Source organism: Pseudomonas sp. GL-R-26, from assembly GCF_019947365.1.
Classification (GTDB): Bacteria; Pseudomonadota; Gammaproteobacteria; order Pseudomonadales; family Pseudomonadaceae; genus Aquipseudomonas.
Window position 1 is genome coordinate 1 of the sequence record NZ_JAGYGI010000036.1, and the last position, 18,151, is coordinate 18,151.

Annotated in this window: 14 protein-coding genes; 1 reads left to right on the forward strand and 13 read right to left on the reverse strand. The window is 62.0% G+C overall.

The window, feature by feature from the left end:
* Positions 1 to 441 precede the first annotated feature (441 nt).
* Positions 442 to 1,014, reverse strand: coding sequence for a DUF2214 family protein (locus KGA96_RS25945; protein ID WP_046040428.1), 573 nt, complete (start codon positions 1,012 to 1,014; stop codon positions 442 to 444).
* Between the two features lie 203 nt (positions 1,015 to 1,217).
* On the opposite strand from KGA96_RS25945, the gene KGA96_RS25950 reads away from it, so the two are divergent.
* The gene (locus KGA96_RS25950) at positions 1,218 to 1,850 is read left to right on the forward strand and encodes a dihydrofolate reductase family protein (protein ID WP_223466282.1); all 633 of its coding nucleotides are present in this window, start codon (positions 1,218 to 1,220) and stop codon (positions 1,848 to 1,850) included.
* A 21-nt stretch (positions 1,851 to 1,871) separates the two neighbouring features.
* On the opposite strand, the gene KGA96_RS25955 is transcribed toward KGA96_RS25950, so the two are convergent.
* From KGA96_RS25955 to KGA96_RS26010, 12 genes are all read right to left on the reverse strand, one after another.
* On the reverse strand, positions 1,872 to 3,014 hold the full coding sequence (locus KGA96_RS25955; protein ID WP_223515399.1) for an acyl-CoA dehydrogenase family protein: 1,143 nt from the start codon (positions 3,012 to 3,014) through the stop codon (positions 1,872 to 1,874).
* A 12-nt stretch (positions 3,015 to 3,026) separates the two neighbouring features.
* Positions 3,027 to 4,220, reverse strand: a complete 1,194-nt coding sequence (locus KGA96_RS25960) for an acyl-CoA dehydrogenase family protein (RefSeq protein WP_223515402.1) — start codon at positions 4,218 to 4,220, stop codon at positions 3,027 to 3,029.
* A gap of 55 nt (positions 4,221 to 4,275) precedes the next feature.
* Positions 4,276 to 5,358, reverse strand: coding sequence for a Zn-dependent alcohol dehydrogenase (locus KGA96_RS25965; protein WP_046040422.1), 1,083 nt, complete (start codon positions 5,356 to 5,358; stop codon positions 4,276 to 4,278).
* 28 nt (positions 5,359 to 5,386) lie between these two features.
* Positions 5,387 to 6,817 (reverse strand): coniferyl aldehyde dehydrogenase, encoded by a 1,431-nt coding sequence (locus tag KGA96_RS25970; RefSeq protein WP_223466278.1) that lies wholly within the window; start codon positions 6,815 to 6,817, stop codon positions 5,387 to 5,389.
* Positions 6,818 to 6,870: 53 nt separating this feature from the next.
* Complete coding sequence (locus KGA96_RS25975; RefSeq protein ID WP_046040419.1) at positions 6,871 to 9,081, reverse strand: helix-turn-helix transcriptional regulator; 2,211 nt, start codon at positions 9,079 to 9,081, stop codon at positions 6,871 to 6,873.
* A 138-nt stretch (positions 9,082 to 9,219) separates the two neighbouring features.
* Positions 9,220 to 10,587: a DUF1329 domain-containing protein gene (locus KGA96_RS25980; protein WP_046040417.1), complete on the reverse strand. Its 1,368-nt coding sequence runs from the start codon at positions 10,585 to 10,587 to the stop codon at positions 9,220 to 9,222.
* Between the two features lie 26 nt (positions 10,588 to 10,613).
* Positions 10,614 to 12,446 (reverse strand): DUF1302 domain-containing protein, encoded by a 1,833-nt coding sequence (locus KGA96_RS25985; RefSeq protein WP_046040416.1) that lies wholly within the window; start codon positions 12,444 to 12,446, stop codon positions 10,614 to 10,616.
* Between the two features lie 167 nt (positions 12,447 to 12,613).
* Entirely contained in the window at positions 12,614 to 13,402 is a 789-nt protein-coding gene (locus KGA96_RS25990) for a crotonase/enoyl-CoA hydratase family protein (RefSeq protein ID WP_046040415.1), read from the reverse strand.
* A gap of 9 nt (positions 13,403 to 13,411) precedes the next feature.
* Positions 13,412 to 14,413 (reverse strand): acyl-CoA dehydrogenase family protein, encoded by a 1,002-nt coding sequence (locus tag KGA96_RS25995; protein WP_223515405.1) that lies wholly within the window; start codon positions 14,411 to 14,413, stop codon positions 13,412 to 13,414.
* Between the two features lie 24 nt (positions 14,414 to 14,437).
* Complete coding sequence (locus KGA96_RS26000) at positions 14,438 to 15,595, reverse strand: acyl-CoA dehydrogenase family protein (RefSeq protein WP_223515408.1); 1,158 nt, start codon at positions 15,593 to 15,595, stop codon at positions 14,438 to 14,440.
* Positions 15,592 to 16,800 carry a lipid-transfer protein gene (locus tag KGA96_RS26005; protein ID WP_223515411.1) on the reverse strand — a complete coding sequence of 403 codons (1,209 nt, stop codon included), beginning with the start codon at positions 16,798 to 16,800 and terminating at the stop codon, positions 15,592 to 15,594. Before KGA96_RS26005 ends, KGA96_RS26000 begins: the two co-directional genes overlap by 4 nt.
* 28 nt (positions 16,801 to 16,828) lie before the next feature.
* On the reverse strand, positions 16,829 to 17,968 hold the full coding sequence (locus KGA96_RS26010) for an acyl-CoA dehydrogenase family protein (RefSeq protein WP_046040411.1): 1,140 nt from the start codon (positions 17,966 to 17,968) through the stop codon (positions 16,829 to 16,831).
* Positions 17,969 to 18,151 lie beyond the last annotated feature (183 nt).

Below are 18,151 nucleotides of genomic sequence, written 5' to 3' on the forward strand. Positions count from 1 at the left end.
CACCACCACCACCATCCTTGGCATAGGCACTGGAGTCATGGGAAATGGAATCTGGTACCAGAACGATGGAAGCCGAAAGGACACCGCCAATTGCCAGCGCCAGCAATCCTCTCTTGAAAAGCAGGTAATTGTTCATCGTGCATTCTCCTGGTGATTTACCGCGAGCAGTGTCAACGCCATACGCGTTGCGATCCGGGAGCGGCATGGGAGCAAACCGTCAAACCTACATCTTCTTTTGAATTCTTACGCGTGGGATTTTTTCCCACACACAGAAGTTAGCCCTTTCTGGCGCTGGGTCAACCCGCGCAGCAGAAAGCCGACCGACGGCCTGGGGACACAGATGGGGATGAGGGGGGATTGCCCATGCGGGAGTGGCATGGGCGGCGGTACTTTACGTTTTAAACCAGAGGTTTACAGGTACGAAACACGGTCTGTCGATCGCTAACCCGGTACCGAGTTTTTTTGCTCACCGACACTGCCCGCCCTGCCGGCGACTGCCAGTGCCACGCAACAGGCCAGTAACGAGAATCCGGCGAATGCGCCCATCACATGCAGGTAAGGCAACACGTGATTCCATGCTCGAGCCACCCCCAGGAAAGCGGCGAATAGCCAACCGCTCATGGAAAGCGCCCCCAACAAGGCGAGCCGCGTGCGGCCTGCACTGCGCAGTGCGACGAATGGAGCCTTTTGCAGCAGCGGGAAGCCGATTCGATGCAATAGTGCACCGTTGAGGCTCAGCAGCGCGACGACCGTCACCTTGGCCCAGAGTTTCTGATTGAGCAGATACACGTCGCCTTCATTGAGATAACCCTGAAGCACCAGCAACAGTCCGCTTGCCCAAAGGGCCAGCAGCGCAAGGCTGACAATCTTCTGGGTTTCATCGAGGTATTCAAGCCTCGCCTGGTCCAGTATTTCCTTGCGCCAACTCCAAAGCTTGTGATCCGCCTGCAACACCCTCCCCAAGGCAATACACGTAGCGAGCAGATGACCGTACACGAGAAGCATTTTGAGCATTGCCTTGACCTTATTATTGTTTTGGCGCTGCGTTCCCTGCTTCGCTGAATTGAAAGCAAATGATACAAATTAGCAATTGCGTTTTCAAGACAAAAACTACCTACCATTTGTCAGAACCAGCCGCCATACGACTTTCATCGAACATGAAGTCGGTCATTCCTGTGGCGGATAACGCTTAAACCAGGATCAATCAGGAGATCAGCATGCGCACATTGACCGTTGCTGCATTCGTGAGTCTGGATGGTGTCATGCAAGCGCCCGGCGGGCCTGAGGAGGATTCCAGTGGCGGATTCCGCTTCGGTGGCTGGATAGTGCCCTACGCCGACAAAACCACCGGCCAGGCCGTACAGGACCTGTTCTCACAGCCATTCGAGCTGCTGCTGGGGCGTCGTACCTACGACATCTTCGCCGCCTATTGGCCGCACATTCAGGCCGACGCAACCCATCACACCATCGCTGACCTGTTCAACGCCGCCCCCAAGCACGTGGCCACCCATCGCGCCGACTCACTGGCCTGGCACAACAGTCATGCGCTGGAGGGCAACCTGGTCGATGCGATCGGCGCGCTCAAACGCCAGGACGGTCCTCAGCTACTGACCCAAGGCAGCGGTGACCTGGTGCGCCAACTGCTTGCCGCCGGCCTGGTGGACGAGTTGCGGCTGATGATTCATCCCATCCTGCTGGGGCGCGGCAAGCGCCTGTTCGACGACAACGCACAAGCATCGGCCTTCACCCTGGTGAATTCGATCAGCTCACCCGGAGGGGTACTGATCGCCCGCTACACCCGCAGCGGCGAGGTGCGCACAGGTTCGTTCGAGGACGTCAGGCAGCGATAGCCAGCGCCACCGCCCCGCGCCTCACGCCACCGGCATCAACTTCGCGTAAACCTGCAAGTGGTGATCGTCATCGCCGAACTGGCGCGCCACCATCAGCAGATGCTTGGCATGGTGCGACAGCATGTATTCCCAGGTCAGGCCGATACCGCCGTGCAACTGGATGCTTTGGTCCGCGACAAAACGGCTGGCGCGGCTGACGATGAACTTGGCAGCTGCCAGGACGCGGCTGCGCTCGTCACTGTCGGCCTGATCCGCCACGCAGGCGGCGAGCAGGGTCATCGAAGTGGCCTGGTCCAGCTCGATGCGCATATCCACCATGCGGTGTTGCAGCACCTGGAACTTGCCGATGGGCTGACCGAACTGCTGGCGCGTTTTCAGGTAATCGAGGGTCAACGCGCACGCCGCTTCCATGCTGCCGACAGCCTCAGCGCATTGCGCGGCGATGCAGCGGCCTTGCTGATAACGCAGCGCTGGCAAGGCCTGCCCCACTTCACCGAGTACCGCAGTGCTTTTGACGAACACGTCCTCAAGGTACAGCTCGCAGGCCATTCGCCCATCCAGGGTGTCGAAGGAGCGTCGACTGACGCCGTTGTCTTGCGGGTCGACCAGGAACAGAGTGATGCCCTTCTCGTCCCGAACACCGCCGCTGGTGCGCGCCGACACCAGAATCAGCCCGGCGCTCTGGCCACCGATAATCACCGACTTGCGGCCACTAAGTTTCCAGCCGCCGCTGACTGGCTCGGCGATGGTCTGAACGTCGTGCAACTGGTAGTGACTCTGCGGCTCATCGAGGGCCACGGCCAGTTGCAGGCTGGCGCTGCCGACTTGCGGCAACAGCGTGTCTTTCTGGGCTGCGCAGCCCAACTGCTCGACCAGGCCGCCGGCGAAAATCACCGAGTGCAGGTAAGGCTCCAGGCACAGCCCCCGGCCCAGTTCGGTCATGATCAGCATGTTCTCCACTCCGCTGCCACCATAGCCGCCATAGGCTTCGGCAAAGGGCACGGCGCACAGTCCGAGTTCACCCAGTTGCTGCATGAACGGGCCACTGAAACCCTGCCTGCTCCGGCGGTATTGCTCGCGATGCTCAAAACCGTAAACGTCACGCACCAGGCGCGCGGCGGTTTCCTGCAGCATCAGCTGCTCTTCTGTCAGTTTGAAATCCATGGTCGTGGCGCCTTAGAGTTCGAGGATCATTTTCGCGATGATGTTCTTCTGGATTTCATTGGCGCCGCCATAGATCGAGGCCTTGCGCGCATCCAGGTACTGGTAGGTGGCCGCGCTGCTGTAGTCGGTGTAGAGCAACGGTTCGCTGCCATAACCCAGTTCATCTTCAATGAACGGCAATGCATAGGGACCCACGGCCTTGCTGATCAGGTAGGTGATGGCCTGCCGGATCTCGGTGCCCTTGATCTTCAGGAACGAGCTTTCGGCACCGGGTACATCGCCGTTTTGTGTCGCCGCCAACGTGCGCAGGTTGCTCATTTCGGCCGCCATCAATTGCATGTCGACTTCGGCGATCTGCGCGCGGAACAACGGATCTTCGATCAGCGGCCGACCGTCACGGACTTCCTGGCTGGCAATGCGCTTGAGCCGGGTGAGCAATGCCTTGTTCTGCGCGATCCCGCCGATGCTGGTGCGCTCGTGGGTCAGCAAGTACTTGGCGCAGGTCCAGCCCTCATTCTCTTGCCCCACCAGATTCGCCACCGGCACCCGCACGTTGTCGAAGAACACCTCGTTGACTTCATGCTCGCCGTCGAGGGTGATGATCGGCCGCACCGTGATGCCCGGGGTTTTCATATCGATCAGCAGGAACGAAATGCCCCGTTGCTGACGGGCCTCGGGGTCGGTGCGCACCAGGCAGAACATCCAGTCGGCAAAGTGCGCCAAGGTGGTCCAGGTTTTCTGGCCGTTGACCACGTAGTGATCGCCCTCGCGCACTGCGCGGGTTTTCAACGACGACAAATCAGAACCGGCACCCGGCTCGGAGTAGCCCTGGCACCACCAGTCCTCACAGGAAAGAATCCGGGGAAGGAAATGTGCTTTCTGCTCGGCGGTGCCGAACTTGATGATCACTGGCGCGACCATTTTCAGGCCGAACGACACCACCTTCGGTGCGCCCGCGGCAAAGCATTCCTCGTCGAAAATATGCTTTTGCACGGCACTCCAGCCGGTACCGCCGAACTCGACCGGCCACCCCGGCGCGAGCCAGCCTTGCCGGTCGAGGATCTGCATCCATTGCACCTGATGCGTTTTGCTCAGGCGTTTGCCCAACGAAATCCGCTCGGACAGTTCGCCAGGCAAATTGTCGCGCAAGAAGGCCCGGACTTCCCGGCGAAAGGCCTGTTCCTGTGGGGAAAATTCAATGTCCATCCATCCACTCCAAAAGCATTGGGGCTTACCCGCTCCCACAGGGGAACTGCGGTGTTTATTCGAAAACGATCACCGAGCGCGCCAGCTCACCGCGACGCAGTTCATCGAACGCCTCGTTGATCTGGTCCAGGCGGATGCGCTGGGAAATCATCTCGTCGAGCTTGAGCTTGCCGGACATGTAAAAATCCACCAGGCGCGGCATGTCGACCGGGAAGCGGTTGGAGCCCATCAGCGAACCCTGAATGCGCCGTTCGTGGAGCAATTGCAGCGGGTCGAGTTCGATCTTCAGGCCCGGCTTGAGCATGCCGATCACCGTGGCGGTACCGCCACGGGCCAACATGGCGAACGCCTGCTCGGCGGTTTGCTTGAGGCCGATGCATTCGAACGCGTGGTGCACACCGCCACGGGTCAGCTCCATCACCTGCTTGGCGGCATCGCCATCGCGACCGTTGATCACATCGGTGGCGCCGAACTGCCTGGCCAGCTCCAGTTTCGAGTCGAGCATGTCGATGGCGATGATCCGCCCTGCCCCGGCCAGCGCCGCACCGTTGATCGCGGCCAGGCCGATACCGCCGCAACCGATCACGGCCACGGTCTCGCCCGGCCGCACCTTGGCGGTGTTGAACACCGCGCCGGTGCCGGTGGTGACCGCGCAACCGAGCAAGGCGGCGCGGTCCAGAGGCATGTCGCGGCGGATCGCCACGCAGGCGTTTTCGTGCACCAGCATCTGCTCGGCGAACCCGGACAGATTGACGAATTGCGGCATCGGTTTGTGTACGTAGGTCAGGCGTGGTTCTTCGTCCTTGCCACGTTTGGTTTCCGGCGACACGCAGCGCGCCAGATGGCCGGTCACGCAGTGATCGCAGTGGCCACAGAACACCGTCAGGCAGGTGACCACATGATCGCCGGGCTTGACCGAACGCACTTCGGAGCCGACCTGCTCGACCACACCGGCAGCTTCATGACCCAACACCATCGGGCCGGGATAGGGAAACGAGCCGTCGATGACGTGCAGGTCCGAGTGGCACACACCCACCGCTTTAGTGCGGATCAACACTTCGCGCGGACCCGGTTTGCTGATGCCCACCTCTTCGATGACCAGCGGGGCTCCAACCTGATGGAATACGGCAGCTTTCATGGCAGTTCTCTCAACAATGATGTGGGGTTCAGACCGGGTTGGCCGCTGTACGCAAGACGGCCTTGGCGTGGCTGAAAGTGCGGAAACCGTCGATGCCGTGGTAGGCACCCATGCCGCTCTGGCCGACGCCGCCGAATGGCAAACCTTCGGTGCTGGCGTGGCTCATCACGCCGTTGAGGGTCACGCCACCGGAACAGGTGCGGCTGAGTACCTGGGCCTCTTCGGCGGCATCGTTACCGAAGTAGTACAAGGCCAGCGGACGCGGCCGCGCGTTGATCTGGGCGATGACCTCGCTGATGGTTTCGTAGGGTTTGATCGGCAGCAGCGGGCCGAAGATTTCGTCCTGCATCACCTGCAAATCGTCACCGGGGTTGCGCAGCAACGTCGGCACGATCTTGTTCAGTGTCGATTGGCTGAAATCTTCAGCACCGGCATTCAGTTCGATCAGCTCGACACCGGCGGCGCGGGCCTCGCTCAGGTAATCCTGCAAGCGCTCGAAATGCCGGGCGTTGATGATCGAGGTGTAGTCGGGGTTGTCCCTGAGCGTCGGGAAGAACTTCGCCACTACGGCTTTCGCCACGCCGATGAAGGCGTCCACCGACTCTTGCGGGACAAACACGTAGTCCGGTGCCACGCACAATTGGCCGGCGTTGAGCAGCTTGCCGATCACGACCTTGGCCACCGCATCGTTGAAGTCCGCCGAACGCGAGATGATCGTCGGCGACTTGCCACCCAGCTCCAGGGTCACCGGCACCAGGTTCTCCGCCGCCGCCCGCAACACATGTTTGCCGATGCTGGTGGCGCCGGTGAACAGCAGATGGTCGAACGGCTGGCCACAGAACGCCTGGCCGACCTGCGCACCGCCCAGAACCACCGCTACCTCATCTTCGGCGTACACAGAGCGGATCAACCGAGCGATCAACTCAGAGGTATGCGGATTGAATTCCGACGGTTTGATCATCACCCGGTTGCCCGCTGCCAACGCGCCGGCAAGCCCGCTGAACACCATGTAGCCAGGCACGTTCCAGGCCGTGACGATGCCCACGACCCCCAGGGGCTGGTATTGCACCCAGGCTTCACCGGCCCGGGCCTGGCGCTGTTCCGGGCGCATCCATTGCGCCAGTTCGGCTTTGGTCTGCTTGAGCGTCGCCAGTGGCGACAGCACTTCACTGCCCTTGGAGAAACCGGGGCTGCGATGGCCGAAATCGGCGCTCAGGGCCTCGATGATTTCCTGCTCATGATTGACCAGCAAACCGATCGCCCGGTCGAGCAACTCGCAGCGCTCTTCAAGGGTATAGGGTTCGCGGGCCTGAAAGGCCGCGCGTTGTTTTTCCAGGATCGTGCGGATGTCACAGCTCGTCGAACTCTCGATGGCGCTCATCACTACCTCTCTTGTTTTTGTCAGGACGCGGCCACGGTCGGGCTGCAATGCACAGGGTCTGGCTGCATGGTTGATCATCGCTGGCGCGACGCCGCCACCCGGATCAGGTGGGTGGCGTCACGTCGATGGATTCAAGCGAGGATGCCCATGGCCTTGGCGCTGTTGATGGCCTGGGTGCGACGGCACGCGCCGAGCTTGACGTTGATGTTCTTGGCGTGGGTTTTCACGGTATTTTCCGAGATGAACAAGCGGCTGCCCACCTCCCGTACCGACATGCCTTCGGCCAGCAACTTGAGCACCGAGACCTCGCGGGGCGTCAGGTCATCCTGGTAATCCGCCACGCCGGTCAGGCGAACCGGCGAAACCTTGTCGTCGTTGGCCGGTTGCTCGCGGGCAGCGATCCGGGCGTTCTGCCGTGCGATCGGCCCTTGGTAACACGCCGCGTGGATCTTGCCCCAATGCATGCGCCGCTCGGCTTCGTGCAAATGCCAGCGGGCCTTTTCCGGGTCATGGCTGCGCGAAGCGATTTCCGACAACAGCAGGTAGGCGTTGAGCACAAAGGGGGCGCAGCAGTCGCGGACCTGCAACAGCCCTGCCTGCACCACCACTTCGGCTTCGTGGGTGTGGCCCTGTTGCAACAGCAACTCGCCTTGCATGAACAGCAGCCGCCCGAGCAACGGGTAAGGTTGCGCGCCCTTCACGGTCAGTCGGTTGAGCTCGCTTCGCACCAGCGATTGCGCCTGCCCCCATTGCCCCTGAAGCATCAGCAGGCGCGCCCGGTCGACGTTGACCAACACTTCCGACTCATGACTGCCCTGGCGCCGGGCCAGTTCCAGTGAGTGATCCAGCAGCGACTGGGCCTCGACAAAGTCGCCGCCCTCCATCGCGATCCGCGCCAGGATGCAATGACACAACAACACCGACAGCCAATCCTCCGCCGTCAGCTCGTCAAGGGCCGCCCGACAATGCAGGCGCGCCGAATCGGCATGGCCGCGCAATGCCTGCAAGGTGCCGTACAGCGCCTGCCAGTTCGCCAGCAGACGCTGATTGCGCCGGGCATCGGGCAACGGCAGAAAATGCCCGAGCCGCGCCAGGCACTCGGCGGCTTCGTCCAGTCGCCCGCTGAACAGCAAGGCCTTGGCGCACAGATAGATCAGGCGCGGGCTGCTGTGCAGCAACTGCGGTTCGATACGCTCACGCCAGTCCATCAGCTTGCTCAGATGACGTTCGCCGAGGATCCAGCTCAGCCACAAGCGCTCCATGTAATTGGCAGCCACCTCCGGCTGATCAGCGCACAACGCCTGCTCCACCGCCTCATCGACATGCCCCAGCACGCTGAGCAACTGACAGGCCCGCAGGCGCAACCGATTCAACGGTGCTGCGCTCAACTGGTTTTGCAGGGCCTGTGCCACGGCGGGCAGCAGGCGATACCAACCGGGCTGTTGCTCGACCGGGAACAGAAATGCCCGGCAGTCCAGCAGGCTGTGAAATACCCGACCACCCTGCTGGCCTTCCCATAACTGCTCGCAGAAGTCCGCGCTGAATCGGGACAAATGCGCGAGCCCACACAGGACCTCGCGCTGTTCCTGGCTCAGCCGCGACAACAGTTCGCGCTCAAGGTATTGGCCGAGCAAGGGTGAGGACCGTGCCTGCTCCAGAGAAAGCGACAGGCGAATACCGGCGCACCACCCGCCTGTCTCATGCCAGAGTTTTTCTCTGGCCGGTGCATCGGTGTGTGGCGCCAGGGCATCGATCAGCGATTCGAACTCATCGGGGCGCAGGGCCAGTTGCCCGGCGCCCAGCTCCTGCAACTGGCCGGTCAGCATCAAGCGCGGCAGATTCCAGTCTGGGCGCTGGCGGCAGGTGACCAACACTTGCAGTCGTGGTGTTTTGAGGGACAGGAGTTGGTCGAACCAGTGGTTCAGGTCTGCGGGCATATCGACGGGAAGATCGTCGAATACCAGGTGGATTGGGGCTACCTCAAGGGCCTCATCGCGAGCAGGCTCGCTCCTACAGTTAACCGCGTTCCCCTGTAGGGGCGAGCCTGCTCGCGATAGCAATAGCTCAGGCACCACAGCTCTTGAATCGAGAAACGCCAATACCGCATCCGGCGCAGTATCAGCCGCCAGCCCCAATTCACCCGCCAGTCCTGAAATGAAGTGCTCCAGCGTCTGCGGCTGTGCGCCCAAAGACATCCAGACCACTTGCCCCGGCGGCGCAATGCCTTGCAAATACTGCTGCAACAATGACGTCTTGCCATATCCGGCAGGCGCGCAAAGCAGTTGCAAGCGGCACTGCTTGCCCTCAAGTGCATCGATCAGATGCGGCCGTGGCACAAACATGGCGGACCTCGCTGATGGGAAGTGGACTCCATCATTGAGCCGGACACCGGTTTGCGCGCCACCCGCATCAGGTGGGTGCAAGGCTCGCCATGCATAACGCCCTGCGAACAGGGCGTTGCTTGCGGCGGGGGCGAACGGTCAGCGAATGCCGTCGTTGCGCAGCGCAGCCGGGGTGAAGTCGGTCATCTTCGCGGTCAAGCCATAGGTGGTGGCATGCCTGGACTGGTTGGTCATGGCCAGCACGTTGTAGCGGCCGGCGATCAGGTCGTAGATGCCAAGCATCGCGAAGTTCGGCGCGCCACGCTCGTAATCGTTGATCGCATAACCTTCCGCCACCCGCCACAGCTGGCCACGACCGTCGTAGTGATCGACCTCGGCCAGTTGCCAGGTGTCCTCGTCGAAGTACATGTCACGCTTGGCATACACGTGACGCTGACCGGGCTTGAGCGTGGCCTGCACGTGCCAGACGCGGTGCAGTTCATAGCGCGTCAGGTCTTGGTTGATATGCCCCGGCTTGATGATGTCGTCGTACTTGACCTTCGGCGACTGCAATTTGTAGTTGTTGTACGGGATGTACAGCTCCTGTTTGCCCACCAGCTTCCAGTCATAACGATCCGGAGCACCGTTCATCATGTCGGTGTTGTCGGCGGTGCGCATGCCGTCGGAACCGTTGCCCGGGCCATCGTAAGCCACTTGCGGTGCTCGCCGTACGCGACGCTGACCGGCGTTGTAGACCCACGCCAGGCGCGGTTCCTTGACCTGGTCGATGGTCTCGTGGATCAGGATCACGCTGCCGGCCATGCGCGACGGCGCGGTGATTTCCTGTTTGTAGTAGTACAGGACGTTATCGGCCTGCCCGGCATCGACACCTTCCATCAATTGCGGGAAGGCCAGCTTGTCTTCGTATTCAACGATGGAGTAAGAGCCGTTGGTTTGCGGAGCCGCCTGGGCCGCTATACGTTCCATGTTGCCACCGCGATAACGGTTGGTGTGGTTCCAATAGATCTCCACGCCGTTCTTCGGGATCGGGAACGGGTAGTAACGGGTCTGGGTGAAGTTCACCAGGCCGTTGCCATCGGGCGTCAGCTCGGTGGTCACCGCGCTCTTTTTCGCGATGTCATAGACGTTCTGCGGTGACGCCGCGGTGCGCTGGGTCTTGTACACCGGGATCTTGTAGCTGTCCGGATAGCGCTTGAACATCGCCAGCTGGCCTGGGGTCAGCTTGTCCTTGTACTGGTCGACGTTGGCTGCCGTGATCACGAACTGCGGTTTTTCACCGGCAAACGGATCGCCGAGAAAACCATTGTCGAGTGCCGCCGCACCGGGCTTGAGGCCCCCGGTCCAGGCCGGAATGCTGCCGTTGGCATTGCCCTCTTTCTGCGCCCCCAACGGCGTCAGCGTAGTCCCCAGTTGCGACGCCTCCTGCGGAGAAACCGCGGCCATCACACCGCTGGCCAGCAACGACAGACTCAGTGCGCCAGCGCGCAGAATTAAACGTGCGTTCATGTTCAGTTTCCTCTGGCAGGGTTGCATCAGAAATTCACGCCGAAGCTCAGCGCGGCGTAGTCGCGGTCGACGTTGGTGTTGAAATCGCCACCGAAGTAGTTGGTGTAACTCAGGCTGGCGGTGTAGGTGTTCTGGTAGTCGGCGTCGACACCGAGGCTCACGGCCTTGGAGCCTTCATCGAAGTTCGGGCCGAAACCCTGCACGTCGTGAGACCAGGCAAGGTTCGGCGACAGGTTGATACCGGCGATCACGTTCGGGTAATCGAGCTTGCCGCGCAGGCGATAACCCCAGCTGCTGCTGGTGTAGAAGCCATCGTTGTTGCACTCCTGCGCCGGGTTGCTGGCGTTGGGCAGGCCCGCTGCGGTCCCACGGCAAGTGGCCGCTCCCGCTGCGCCCGGCAGTTCGCCGGAACCGAAGGCCGGACTGCGACCGAAGCGCAAGTCCGTACCGTCCGCCTTGCCCAGGCCGTTGATCTTGTTGTAACCCACCTCGCCCACCAGGGTCAGGCGACTGGCGCCGAAGACCTGATCGAAGAACTGCGTGGCAGTCACCTGCGCCTGGGTCACCGGCATGCGCTTGTAGCCGTTGACCTCGGCCCCCAGAGTGCGTCCTGCGAAACCGGTGGTGATCAGCGGTGACGTCGCGCCGAAGGTCGCGGCGGACAACAGGTCAGCGGTGTTCAGCTGCAGCGGCATGTTTGGCCGGTAGCTGAGTTCGCCACCGAGCGATACGCCGGCGACGTTGGTCTGGAAGCTCAAGCCATACAGACGAATGTCTTCCGGATAATCGATGAAGTAACGCGCACTGCGCGCCGAGGTCACGCCACCGGCCGGGTTGCTCATCTGAGTGATGCTCAGGAACGGGTTGCGGCTGTGGTAATTCATCGCGTAGGCACCGAACTCGGTGTCGTTGGCTTCCGGCACATACCAGCGCAGCGCCAGGCCATACTGGCCACCGTCGCGGGCATCGTTGTCCTTCAGGCGCGGGATGAACGCGTCGTCGGTGCCGGCAGCAATGGCAGCCAAACCGCCAGTGTTCTTCGCGACACCCGGTGGCAGGTCGAGACCGGCGATCACCAGGCGGTCATCACAGCCTTGCGGCACGCCGTCATTGCCGAAGAACGTGCCGCAGTTGTCGACCACCGACTTGTCCCATTGCAGCTGGTAAAACCCTTCGGCGGTGATGTTGTCGGCCAGGCCCTGGGACACATAGAGCAGGTTGACCGGGATCAGGCCCTCCTTCACTTCGGCACCGGGACGACGCAGCGCGGCGACGTCAATCGGGTTGATGCTGTTGATCGAGTTGCCGATGAAGGTACTCTCGCCCCAGCTCACCACTTGCTTGCCCAGGCGCACGTTGCCGACCTGATCGCCAATCGAGTAGTTGTGGTAGACGAAGCTGTCGAGGAACATCGCGCCGGACGACTTGGCCGCACGGTCACGCCCCGAGTCGTCGATGTCATAGAACGGACGGCTCTCGTCCATCAGCTCGAAGTCGTACCAGTATTTGCCGCGCACGAAGGCGCCGCTGTCGCCGTACTTGAGCTCCAGGTCATGCACGCCCTTGAAGATCTTCGAGAAGGTTTCACCCTTCTTGAAGTTCAGGCGGTTGTCGTCGGTGGTCCGGGACGCAGACTTGCCGCCGGTGACACCCTGGGAGTTGAAGTTGGAGATGAATTGCTTGTCTGGATCAGCTGCCGACCAGCTCGCGCCAATCGACAGCGACGAATCGAAACTGCCCTGAATTTCCCCGATATTGAAAGCCACAGCGTGAGCCTGATTGCTCGCGCAAGTGGCAACCATCACAGCGACGGCCAGCAGACTCGGCTGGAAGACTCCGCGCATTGTTTTTGTTGTCATGCGGTTTCTCCGGTTAAGGATTAAGTGTTGGAGCGCCCATGCTAGCGGCGCTCCGTTGGGGGTCTCACACCCGAACGGGTGATTTGAAACAGCGTTATTGATGGGGTTTTGTGCCGCGTAACAACCCGGTTTGAACAACGCTCACCGTGCGTTACGCTCGGTGACACTCACCCGGTAAAAGTCGGTGTTCGCTTGTCGATAAACGCCGCCACGGCTTCGCGGTGATCGGCGGTCTGGTGCGACAGCACCTGGAACGTCGCCGACATTTCCAGCAGCGTGTCGAGTCGGGTGTGCAAGGCCTCGCGCAACAAACGCTTGGCCAGGCGCACGGCGTGAGGCGGGTTGGCGGCAATCGACGCGGCGATGTCCCGCGCCGCATCCAGCAACTGCTCGGCGGGAACAACCCGGGACACCAGGTTCCATTGCTCGGCCTGGCGAGCGTCGATCATTTGCCCGGTCAGGGTCAGTTCGGTAGCGCGGGACAAACCGATGATGCGTGGCAACAACCAGGCACCGCCGTCGCCAGGAATGATCCCCAGCTTGACGAAACTCTCGGCAAACTTCGCGTGCTCCGACGCCACGCGGATGTCGCACATGCACGCCAGATCCAGCCCCGCGCCAATGGCCGCGCCGTTGACTGCGGCAATCACCGGTACTTCCAGATTGAACAATGCCAAGGGCAAGCGCTGAATGCCGGTGCGATATTCCTGACGCAATTGCATGCCCGACATCTGCGCGTAGCGATCCATGTCGCGCACGTTGCCACCGGAGCAGAACGCCGTGCCGGCGCCGGTGATGATCACTGCACGCACACTGCTGTCGCGTTCGATTCGCTCAATGGCTTCGAGGAATTCCGGCACGGCGCTGTTGCCGGTCAGCGGGTTGCGTCGCTCGGGGTCATTCATCGTCAGGGTGACGACATGACCTTCCTGTTCGTATTTCAAAAACGCGCTCATGAATGATCCTCAGGCCGATGGGGACAGGGCGACGTGACGCACGAAATGGCTGGCGCAGGTATCCGGTTGTTCGAGAAAGGCCTGGCCGACGATACCGTTCCACCAGGTTTCCGAGCCGTCGCTGATGCGCCACTCGTGCAGGCGCCGGGTGAACAGTTGCAAGTCCAGTTCTTCGGTCACGCCGATGGCGCCGAACAGTGCGTGGGCGATGGCAGTGACTTGAGGCACGGCCATGCTGGTCCGCGCTTTGGCAATGGCCGTCGCCATCAGGTCCGGCACCTGCAAATCGCCGGCAAACGCCAGTTCAGCGGCGATGCGCGCGGCGGCCACTTGCTCGGCCATCACGCTGAGTTGATGCTGCACGGCCTGGAATTTGCCGATGGCCTTGCCGAACTGCACCCGGTCGTTGCAGTACTCCAGCGTCATGGCGAGAACCTGCTCCATGGCCCCGGCGATGGTGGCGGCGTGAATGGCGGCGTTGAACACCCGAACTTCTTCGCCGTTATGGCCGATTGCGCTGCCGAGTGAATCCTGCGGCCAGTACAAGGTGGCGCATTGACTGCCGTGAACGCCCGTGGACTCGCGCCGGGCGAGGCTGCAATCGAGCAGCAGCAACTCGCCTTCCAGGTTGACCAGGGCGAAATCAGCCAACAAACCAAACGCCACACGCGGCACACACAACAGGCCATCGGGCTGGCGACAGGCTGTGCCGGCCAGGGTCAACATTCCGGTAGGAGGCGTGATCGGACCGTCACGCAGCAGAGCGCGGGCGGCAATGCTTTGCGCCGCCGGGACCGGCAGCGCGCAGCGACCGAAGGCGACAAAAACCGGCAGCAGTGCATTCAGCGCAAGTCCCGCTCCACCAGCGACTTCTGGCGTCAGCAATTCCAGAAAGCCGCTGTCTTCCAGGGCACTCCACAGCGTTGCGGCGCTGTCTCCGCCTTCCACAGCACGGACCAGTGCCGGCGTGCAAAAGTCGCTGAGGATCTTTTCAATGGCTTCAGTGAACATGAAGTTTTTCCTATTCGAGGTGCATCAGCGCAGGCCGAGGCCGCGGGCGATCATGCCGCGCAGGATTTCCCGGGTGCCGCCGCGCAACGAGAAAGTCGGCGCGACCTGGTTCAGGTAGGCGACCGTGCGGTACAGCTCCTCATCGACGGGTACATCCGGATGGGCACTGATCGCCGAGGCAATCGCTGATGGGATCGCCTGTTCGAATTCAGTGCCGATGTCCTTGACCAGTGCAGCTTCCACCACCGGGCTTTCGCCCCGGGCGAGCAACGCCGTCAGCGCCAGCGAGAGATTGCGCAGGCAGGTCAACTGCGTGAGGAAACTGCCGAGCAACGCGGATTCCTGTGCAGTGGCGCCGTGACGGCGCAAGGTGTCGGCCCACAGATCGAGCAACACCACGCTGGAGTAGAAACGTTCCGGCCCGCTGCGCTCGAACGCGAGTTCGGCATTCACCTGCTTCCAGCCGCTGCCCTCCTCGCCCACCAACGCGTCCTCACCAAGCAAGACGTCGTCGAAGGCCACTTCGGAGAAATGCTCGTCGCCGGCCAGGTCGACAATGGGACGCACGCTGATGCCTGGCTGCCTGAGGTCGATGATGAATTGCGACAGCCCGTTGTGACGGTCCTCGGGCGAACCGCTGGTGCGCACCAGAGCGATCATGTAGTCGGCGTGATGGGCATTGGTGGTCCAGATCTTGCGACCGCTCAGGCGCCAGCCTTCAGGGCAGCGGGTAGCGCGGCTGCGCACGCTGGCCAGGTCCGACCCCGAGTTCGGTTCGCTCATGCCGATGCAGAAAAACGCCTTGCCGGCGCAGATGCGCGGCAGGAAAAAATCCTTCTGCGCGTCGTTGCCGAATTTCAGGATCAACGGCCCGCTCTGGCGGTCGGCGATCCAGTGCGCCGCCACCGGAGCACCGGCCGACAGCAGTTCCTCGACCAGCACGAAGCGACTGAATGCATCCAGCCCGGCACCGCCATAAGCGGCCGGCAAGGTCAGGCCGACCCAGCCACGTTGCGCCAGTTGGCGACTGAAACCGGCGTCGAAACCGGTCCAGCTGCGGGCCCGCACATCCGCCGGGACGCTCGGCAGATGCTCGGCCAGAAATCCTTTGACCTCGGCACGAAAGGCCTCGGCGTGTGGCGGTAGCGCGGTCAGGCGAAAGGCGTCGAGCAAGCTGCTCACTGGGCACCTCCACTGACTTTGCCGTACAGCGTCACCACGCATGCACCGCCCAGCCCGAGGTTATGGGCCATGGCCAGACGTGCACCGTCGACCTGACGCTGATCGGCGTTGCCGCGCAATTGTCGGGTCAGCTCGTAGCACTGCGCCAGACCGGTCGCGCCCAAGGGATGGCCCTTGGAAAGCAGGCCGCCGGACGGGTTGATGACGATCTGTCCGCCGTAGGTGTTGTCGCCGTCCATGACGAACTTCTCGGCCCCGCCCTCGGGGCAGAAACCCAGGGATTCGTAGCAGATCACTTCGTTCTGGGCGAAGCAGTCATGCAGCTCGCACACATCGATGTCCTGTGGGCCGACGCCGGCCTTCTCGTAGACCTGGCCCACGGCGGCGTGGGTCATGTGGGTGCCGACCCAATCGAGCAGCGACGGCTTTTCGAAGTTGAAGGATTCCGGGGTGTCGGTGGTCATCGCCTGGGCGACGATTTCCACGTCGCGACGCAGGCCATGCTTTTTCGCAAAACGCTCGGACACCAGGATCGCCGCGGCACCACCGCAGGTTGGCGGGCAGGCCATCAGGCGGGTCATGACGCCTGGCAGAATCACCGGGTCGTTCATCACGTCTTCGACGCTGAGCACCTTGCGAAACAATGCGAGTGGGTTGTTGGCGGCATGACGGCTGGCCTTGGCGCGCACGGCGGCGAAGGTTTCCATTTTGGTGCCGTATTTGTGCATGTACTCGCGCCCGGCACCACCGAAGGTACGGATGGCCTGGGGCATGCCATCCATATCGGCGGTGAGACCGCACAGGATCGGCAGGAAGCGCTCGCGGGTTGGTGGGCGGTCGTCCCAGTGGGATTTCAATGCGCCGGCCTGCATCTGCTCGAACCCCACCGCCAATACGCAATCGGCCGAACCGGACTCGATGGCCTTGCGCGCCAGGAACAGCGCGGTGGAACCGGTGGAGCAGTTGTTGTTGACGTTGACCACCGGAATCCCGGTCATGCCCACTTCGTACAGCACGGTCTGGCCGCAGGTGGAGTCGCCGTAGACATAACCGGCATAGGCTTCTTGCACCAGTTTGTAGTCGATGCCCGCATCAGCCAGGGCCAGGCGTATCGCTTCGGAGCCCATCTGCACATAGGTCGGGCTTTCGCTGGGCTTGCGGAACGGGATCATGCCGACGCCGGCAACCAGGACTTTTTCGCTCATGGTGTCACCTGAAAATGAGGGGGAAGGATCACAACTGGCGAGCGATCAGCTCACGCAGCACTTCACTGGTGCCACCAAAGATGCGCGTCACGCGCATGTCGACGAAGGCACGGGCAATCGGGTACTCGAGCATGTAGCCGTAGCCGCCGTGCAGCTGGACCATGTCGTCGATGCACTGCCAAAGCGTCTCGGTGGCGTACAGCTTGGCGATGGCCGACTCCTGCACGGTCAGGCGACGGCGCATGTGTTCGGCGATGTAGTGGTCGATGGTCAGGCGCACGGCGGTGGCCTTGGCCTTGATGTCGGCCAGCTTGAATTTGGTGTTCTGGAAGTCCCACACGGTCTGGTTGAAGGCCTTGCGGTCCTTGACGTACTCGACGGTCTGCTCCAGCAGGCGTTCGAGTTTGGCGGCGCAGTACAGGGCGATGACCAGGCGCTCTTGCGGCAACTCCTCCATCAAGTGCATGAAGCCTTTGTTTTCTTCACCGAGCAGGTTGCCCACCGGCACACGGACGTCGTCGAAGAACAACTCGGCGGTGTCGGCAGCGTGCTGGCCGACCTTCTCAAGCTTGCGGCCACGACGGAAACCCTCGCGATTGCACTCGACCATGATCAGGCTGCAGCCCTTGGCGCCCGCACTCGGGTCGGTCTTGCACACCACCACGACCATGTCGCAGGTCAGGCCGTTGCTGATGAAAGTCTTGCTGCCATTGATCACCCACTCGTCACCGTCGCGCACGGCGGTGGTGCGGATCGCCTTGAGGTCGGAGCCGGTGCCCGGTTCGGTCATGGCCACCGCCAGCACGGTTTCGCCGGAGCAGATTTTCGGCAGCCATTGCTGCTTCTGCTCTTCAGTGCCCAGGCGCACGATGTAGGGGGCGACGATGTCCGAATGCACACCCAGGCTCCAGCCCGAGACACCGGCACGGTACAGCTCTTCGATCAGTACCGCCGAGTGACCGAAGTCGCCACCGCCACCGCCGTATTCGGTGGGCACGGTGAGGCACAACAGGTTATGGCGGCCCGCCTTGAGCCAGGTTTCCCGGTCGACCTGCCCGGCCTCGTCCCACTGCGCCTGCTTGGGCAGGCATTCACGCTCGAAGAAACGCCGCGCGGTTTCACGCAGCATTTCGTGGTCTTCACGGTAGACGGTACGGTTGATGTGCATCGGGATCTCCAGTGGGTTGCCAGGCAGGCACGCGCCTGGTTCGTGGGTCCACTGTATTGGCGGGGGGTGGGTGATGAAGCCACCCGGATCGGGTAGCGGATTGCGGGGGATTTGAACAACGAAAATCAGGCAGGCAACACACCCCCCTGTAGGAGCGAGCCTGCTCGCGATGGCGGCGTCACA

What these genes read in the sequence shown, in the direction of transcription:
- KGA96_RS25945 (WP_046040428.1), bottom strand. Translation starts at nt 1,014, where the DNA reads ATGCTCAAAATGCTTCTCGTGTACGGTCATCTGCTCGCTACGTGTATT.
- KGA96_RS25950 (WP_223466282.1), top strand. Translation starts at nt 1,218, where the DNA reads ATGCGCACATTGACCGTTGCTGCATTCGTGAGTCTGGATGGTGTCATG.
- KGA96_RS25955 (WP_223515399.1), bottom strand. Translation starts at nt 3,014, where the DNA reads ATGGATTTCAAACTGACAGAAGAGCAGCTGATGCTGCAGGAAACCGCC.
- KGA96_RS25960 (WP_223515402.1), bottom strand. Translation starts at nt 4,220, where the DNA reads ATGGACATTGAATTTTCCCCACAGGAACAGGCCTTTCGCCGGGAAGTC.
- KGA96_RS25965 (WP_046040422.1), bottom strand. Translation starts at nt 5,358, where the DNA reads ATGAAAGCTGCCGTATTCCATCAGGTTGGAGCCCCGCTGGTCATCGAA.
- KGA96_RS25970 (WP_223466278.1), bottom strand. Translation starts at nt 6,817, where the DNA reads ATGATCAACCATGCAGCCAGACCCTGTGCATTGCAGCCCGACCGTGGC.
- KGA96_RS25975 (WP_046040419.1), bottom strand. Translation starts at nt 9,081, where the DNA reads ATGTTTGTGCCACGGCCGCATCTGATCGATGCACTTGAGGGCAAGCAG.
- KGA96_RS25980 (WP_046040417.1), bottom strand. Translation starts at nt 10,587, where the DNA reads ATGAACGCACGTTTAATTCTGCGCGCTGGCGCACTGAGTCTGTCGTTG.
- KGA96_RS25985 (WP_046040416.1), bottom strand. Translation starts at nt 12,446, where the DNA reads ATGACAACAAAAACAATGCGCGGAGTCTTCCAGCCGAGTCTGCTGGCC.
- KGA96_RS25990 (WP_046040415.1), bottom strand. Translation starts at nt 13,402, where the DNA reads ATGAGCGCGTTTTTGAAATACGAACAGGAAGGTCATGTCGTCACCCTG.
- KGA96_RS25995 (WP_223515405.1), bottom strand. Translation starts at nt 14,413, where the DNA reads ATGTTCACTGAAGCCATTGAAAAGATCCTCAGCGACTTTTGCACGCCG.
- KGA96_RS26005 (WP_223515411.1), bottom strand. Translation starts at nt 16,800, where the DNA reads ATGAGCGAAAAAGTCCTGGTTGCCGGCGTCGGCATGATCCCGTTCCGC.
- KGA96_RS26010 (WP_046040411.1), bottom strand. Translation starts at nt 17,968, where the DNA reads ATGCACATCAACCGTACCGTCTACCGTGAAGACCACGAAATGCTGCGT.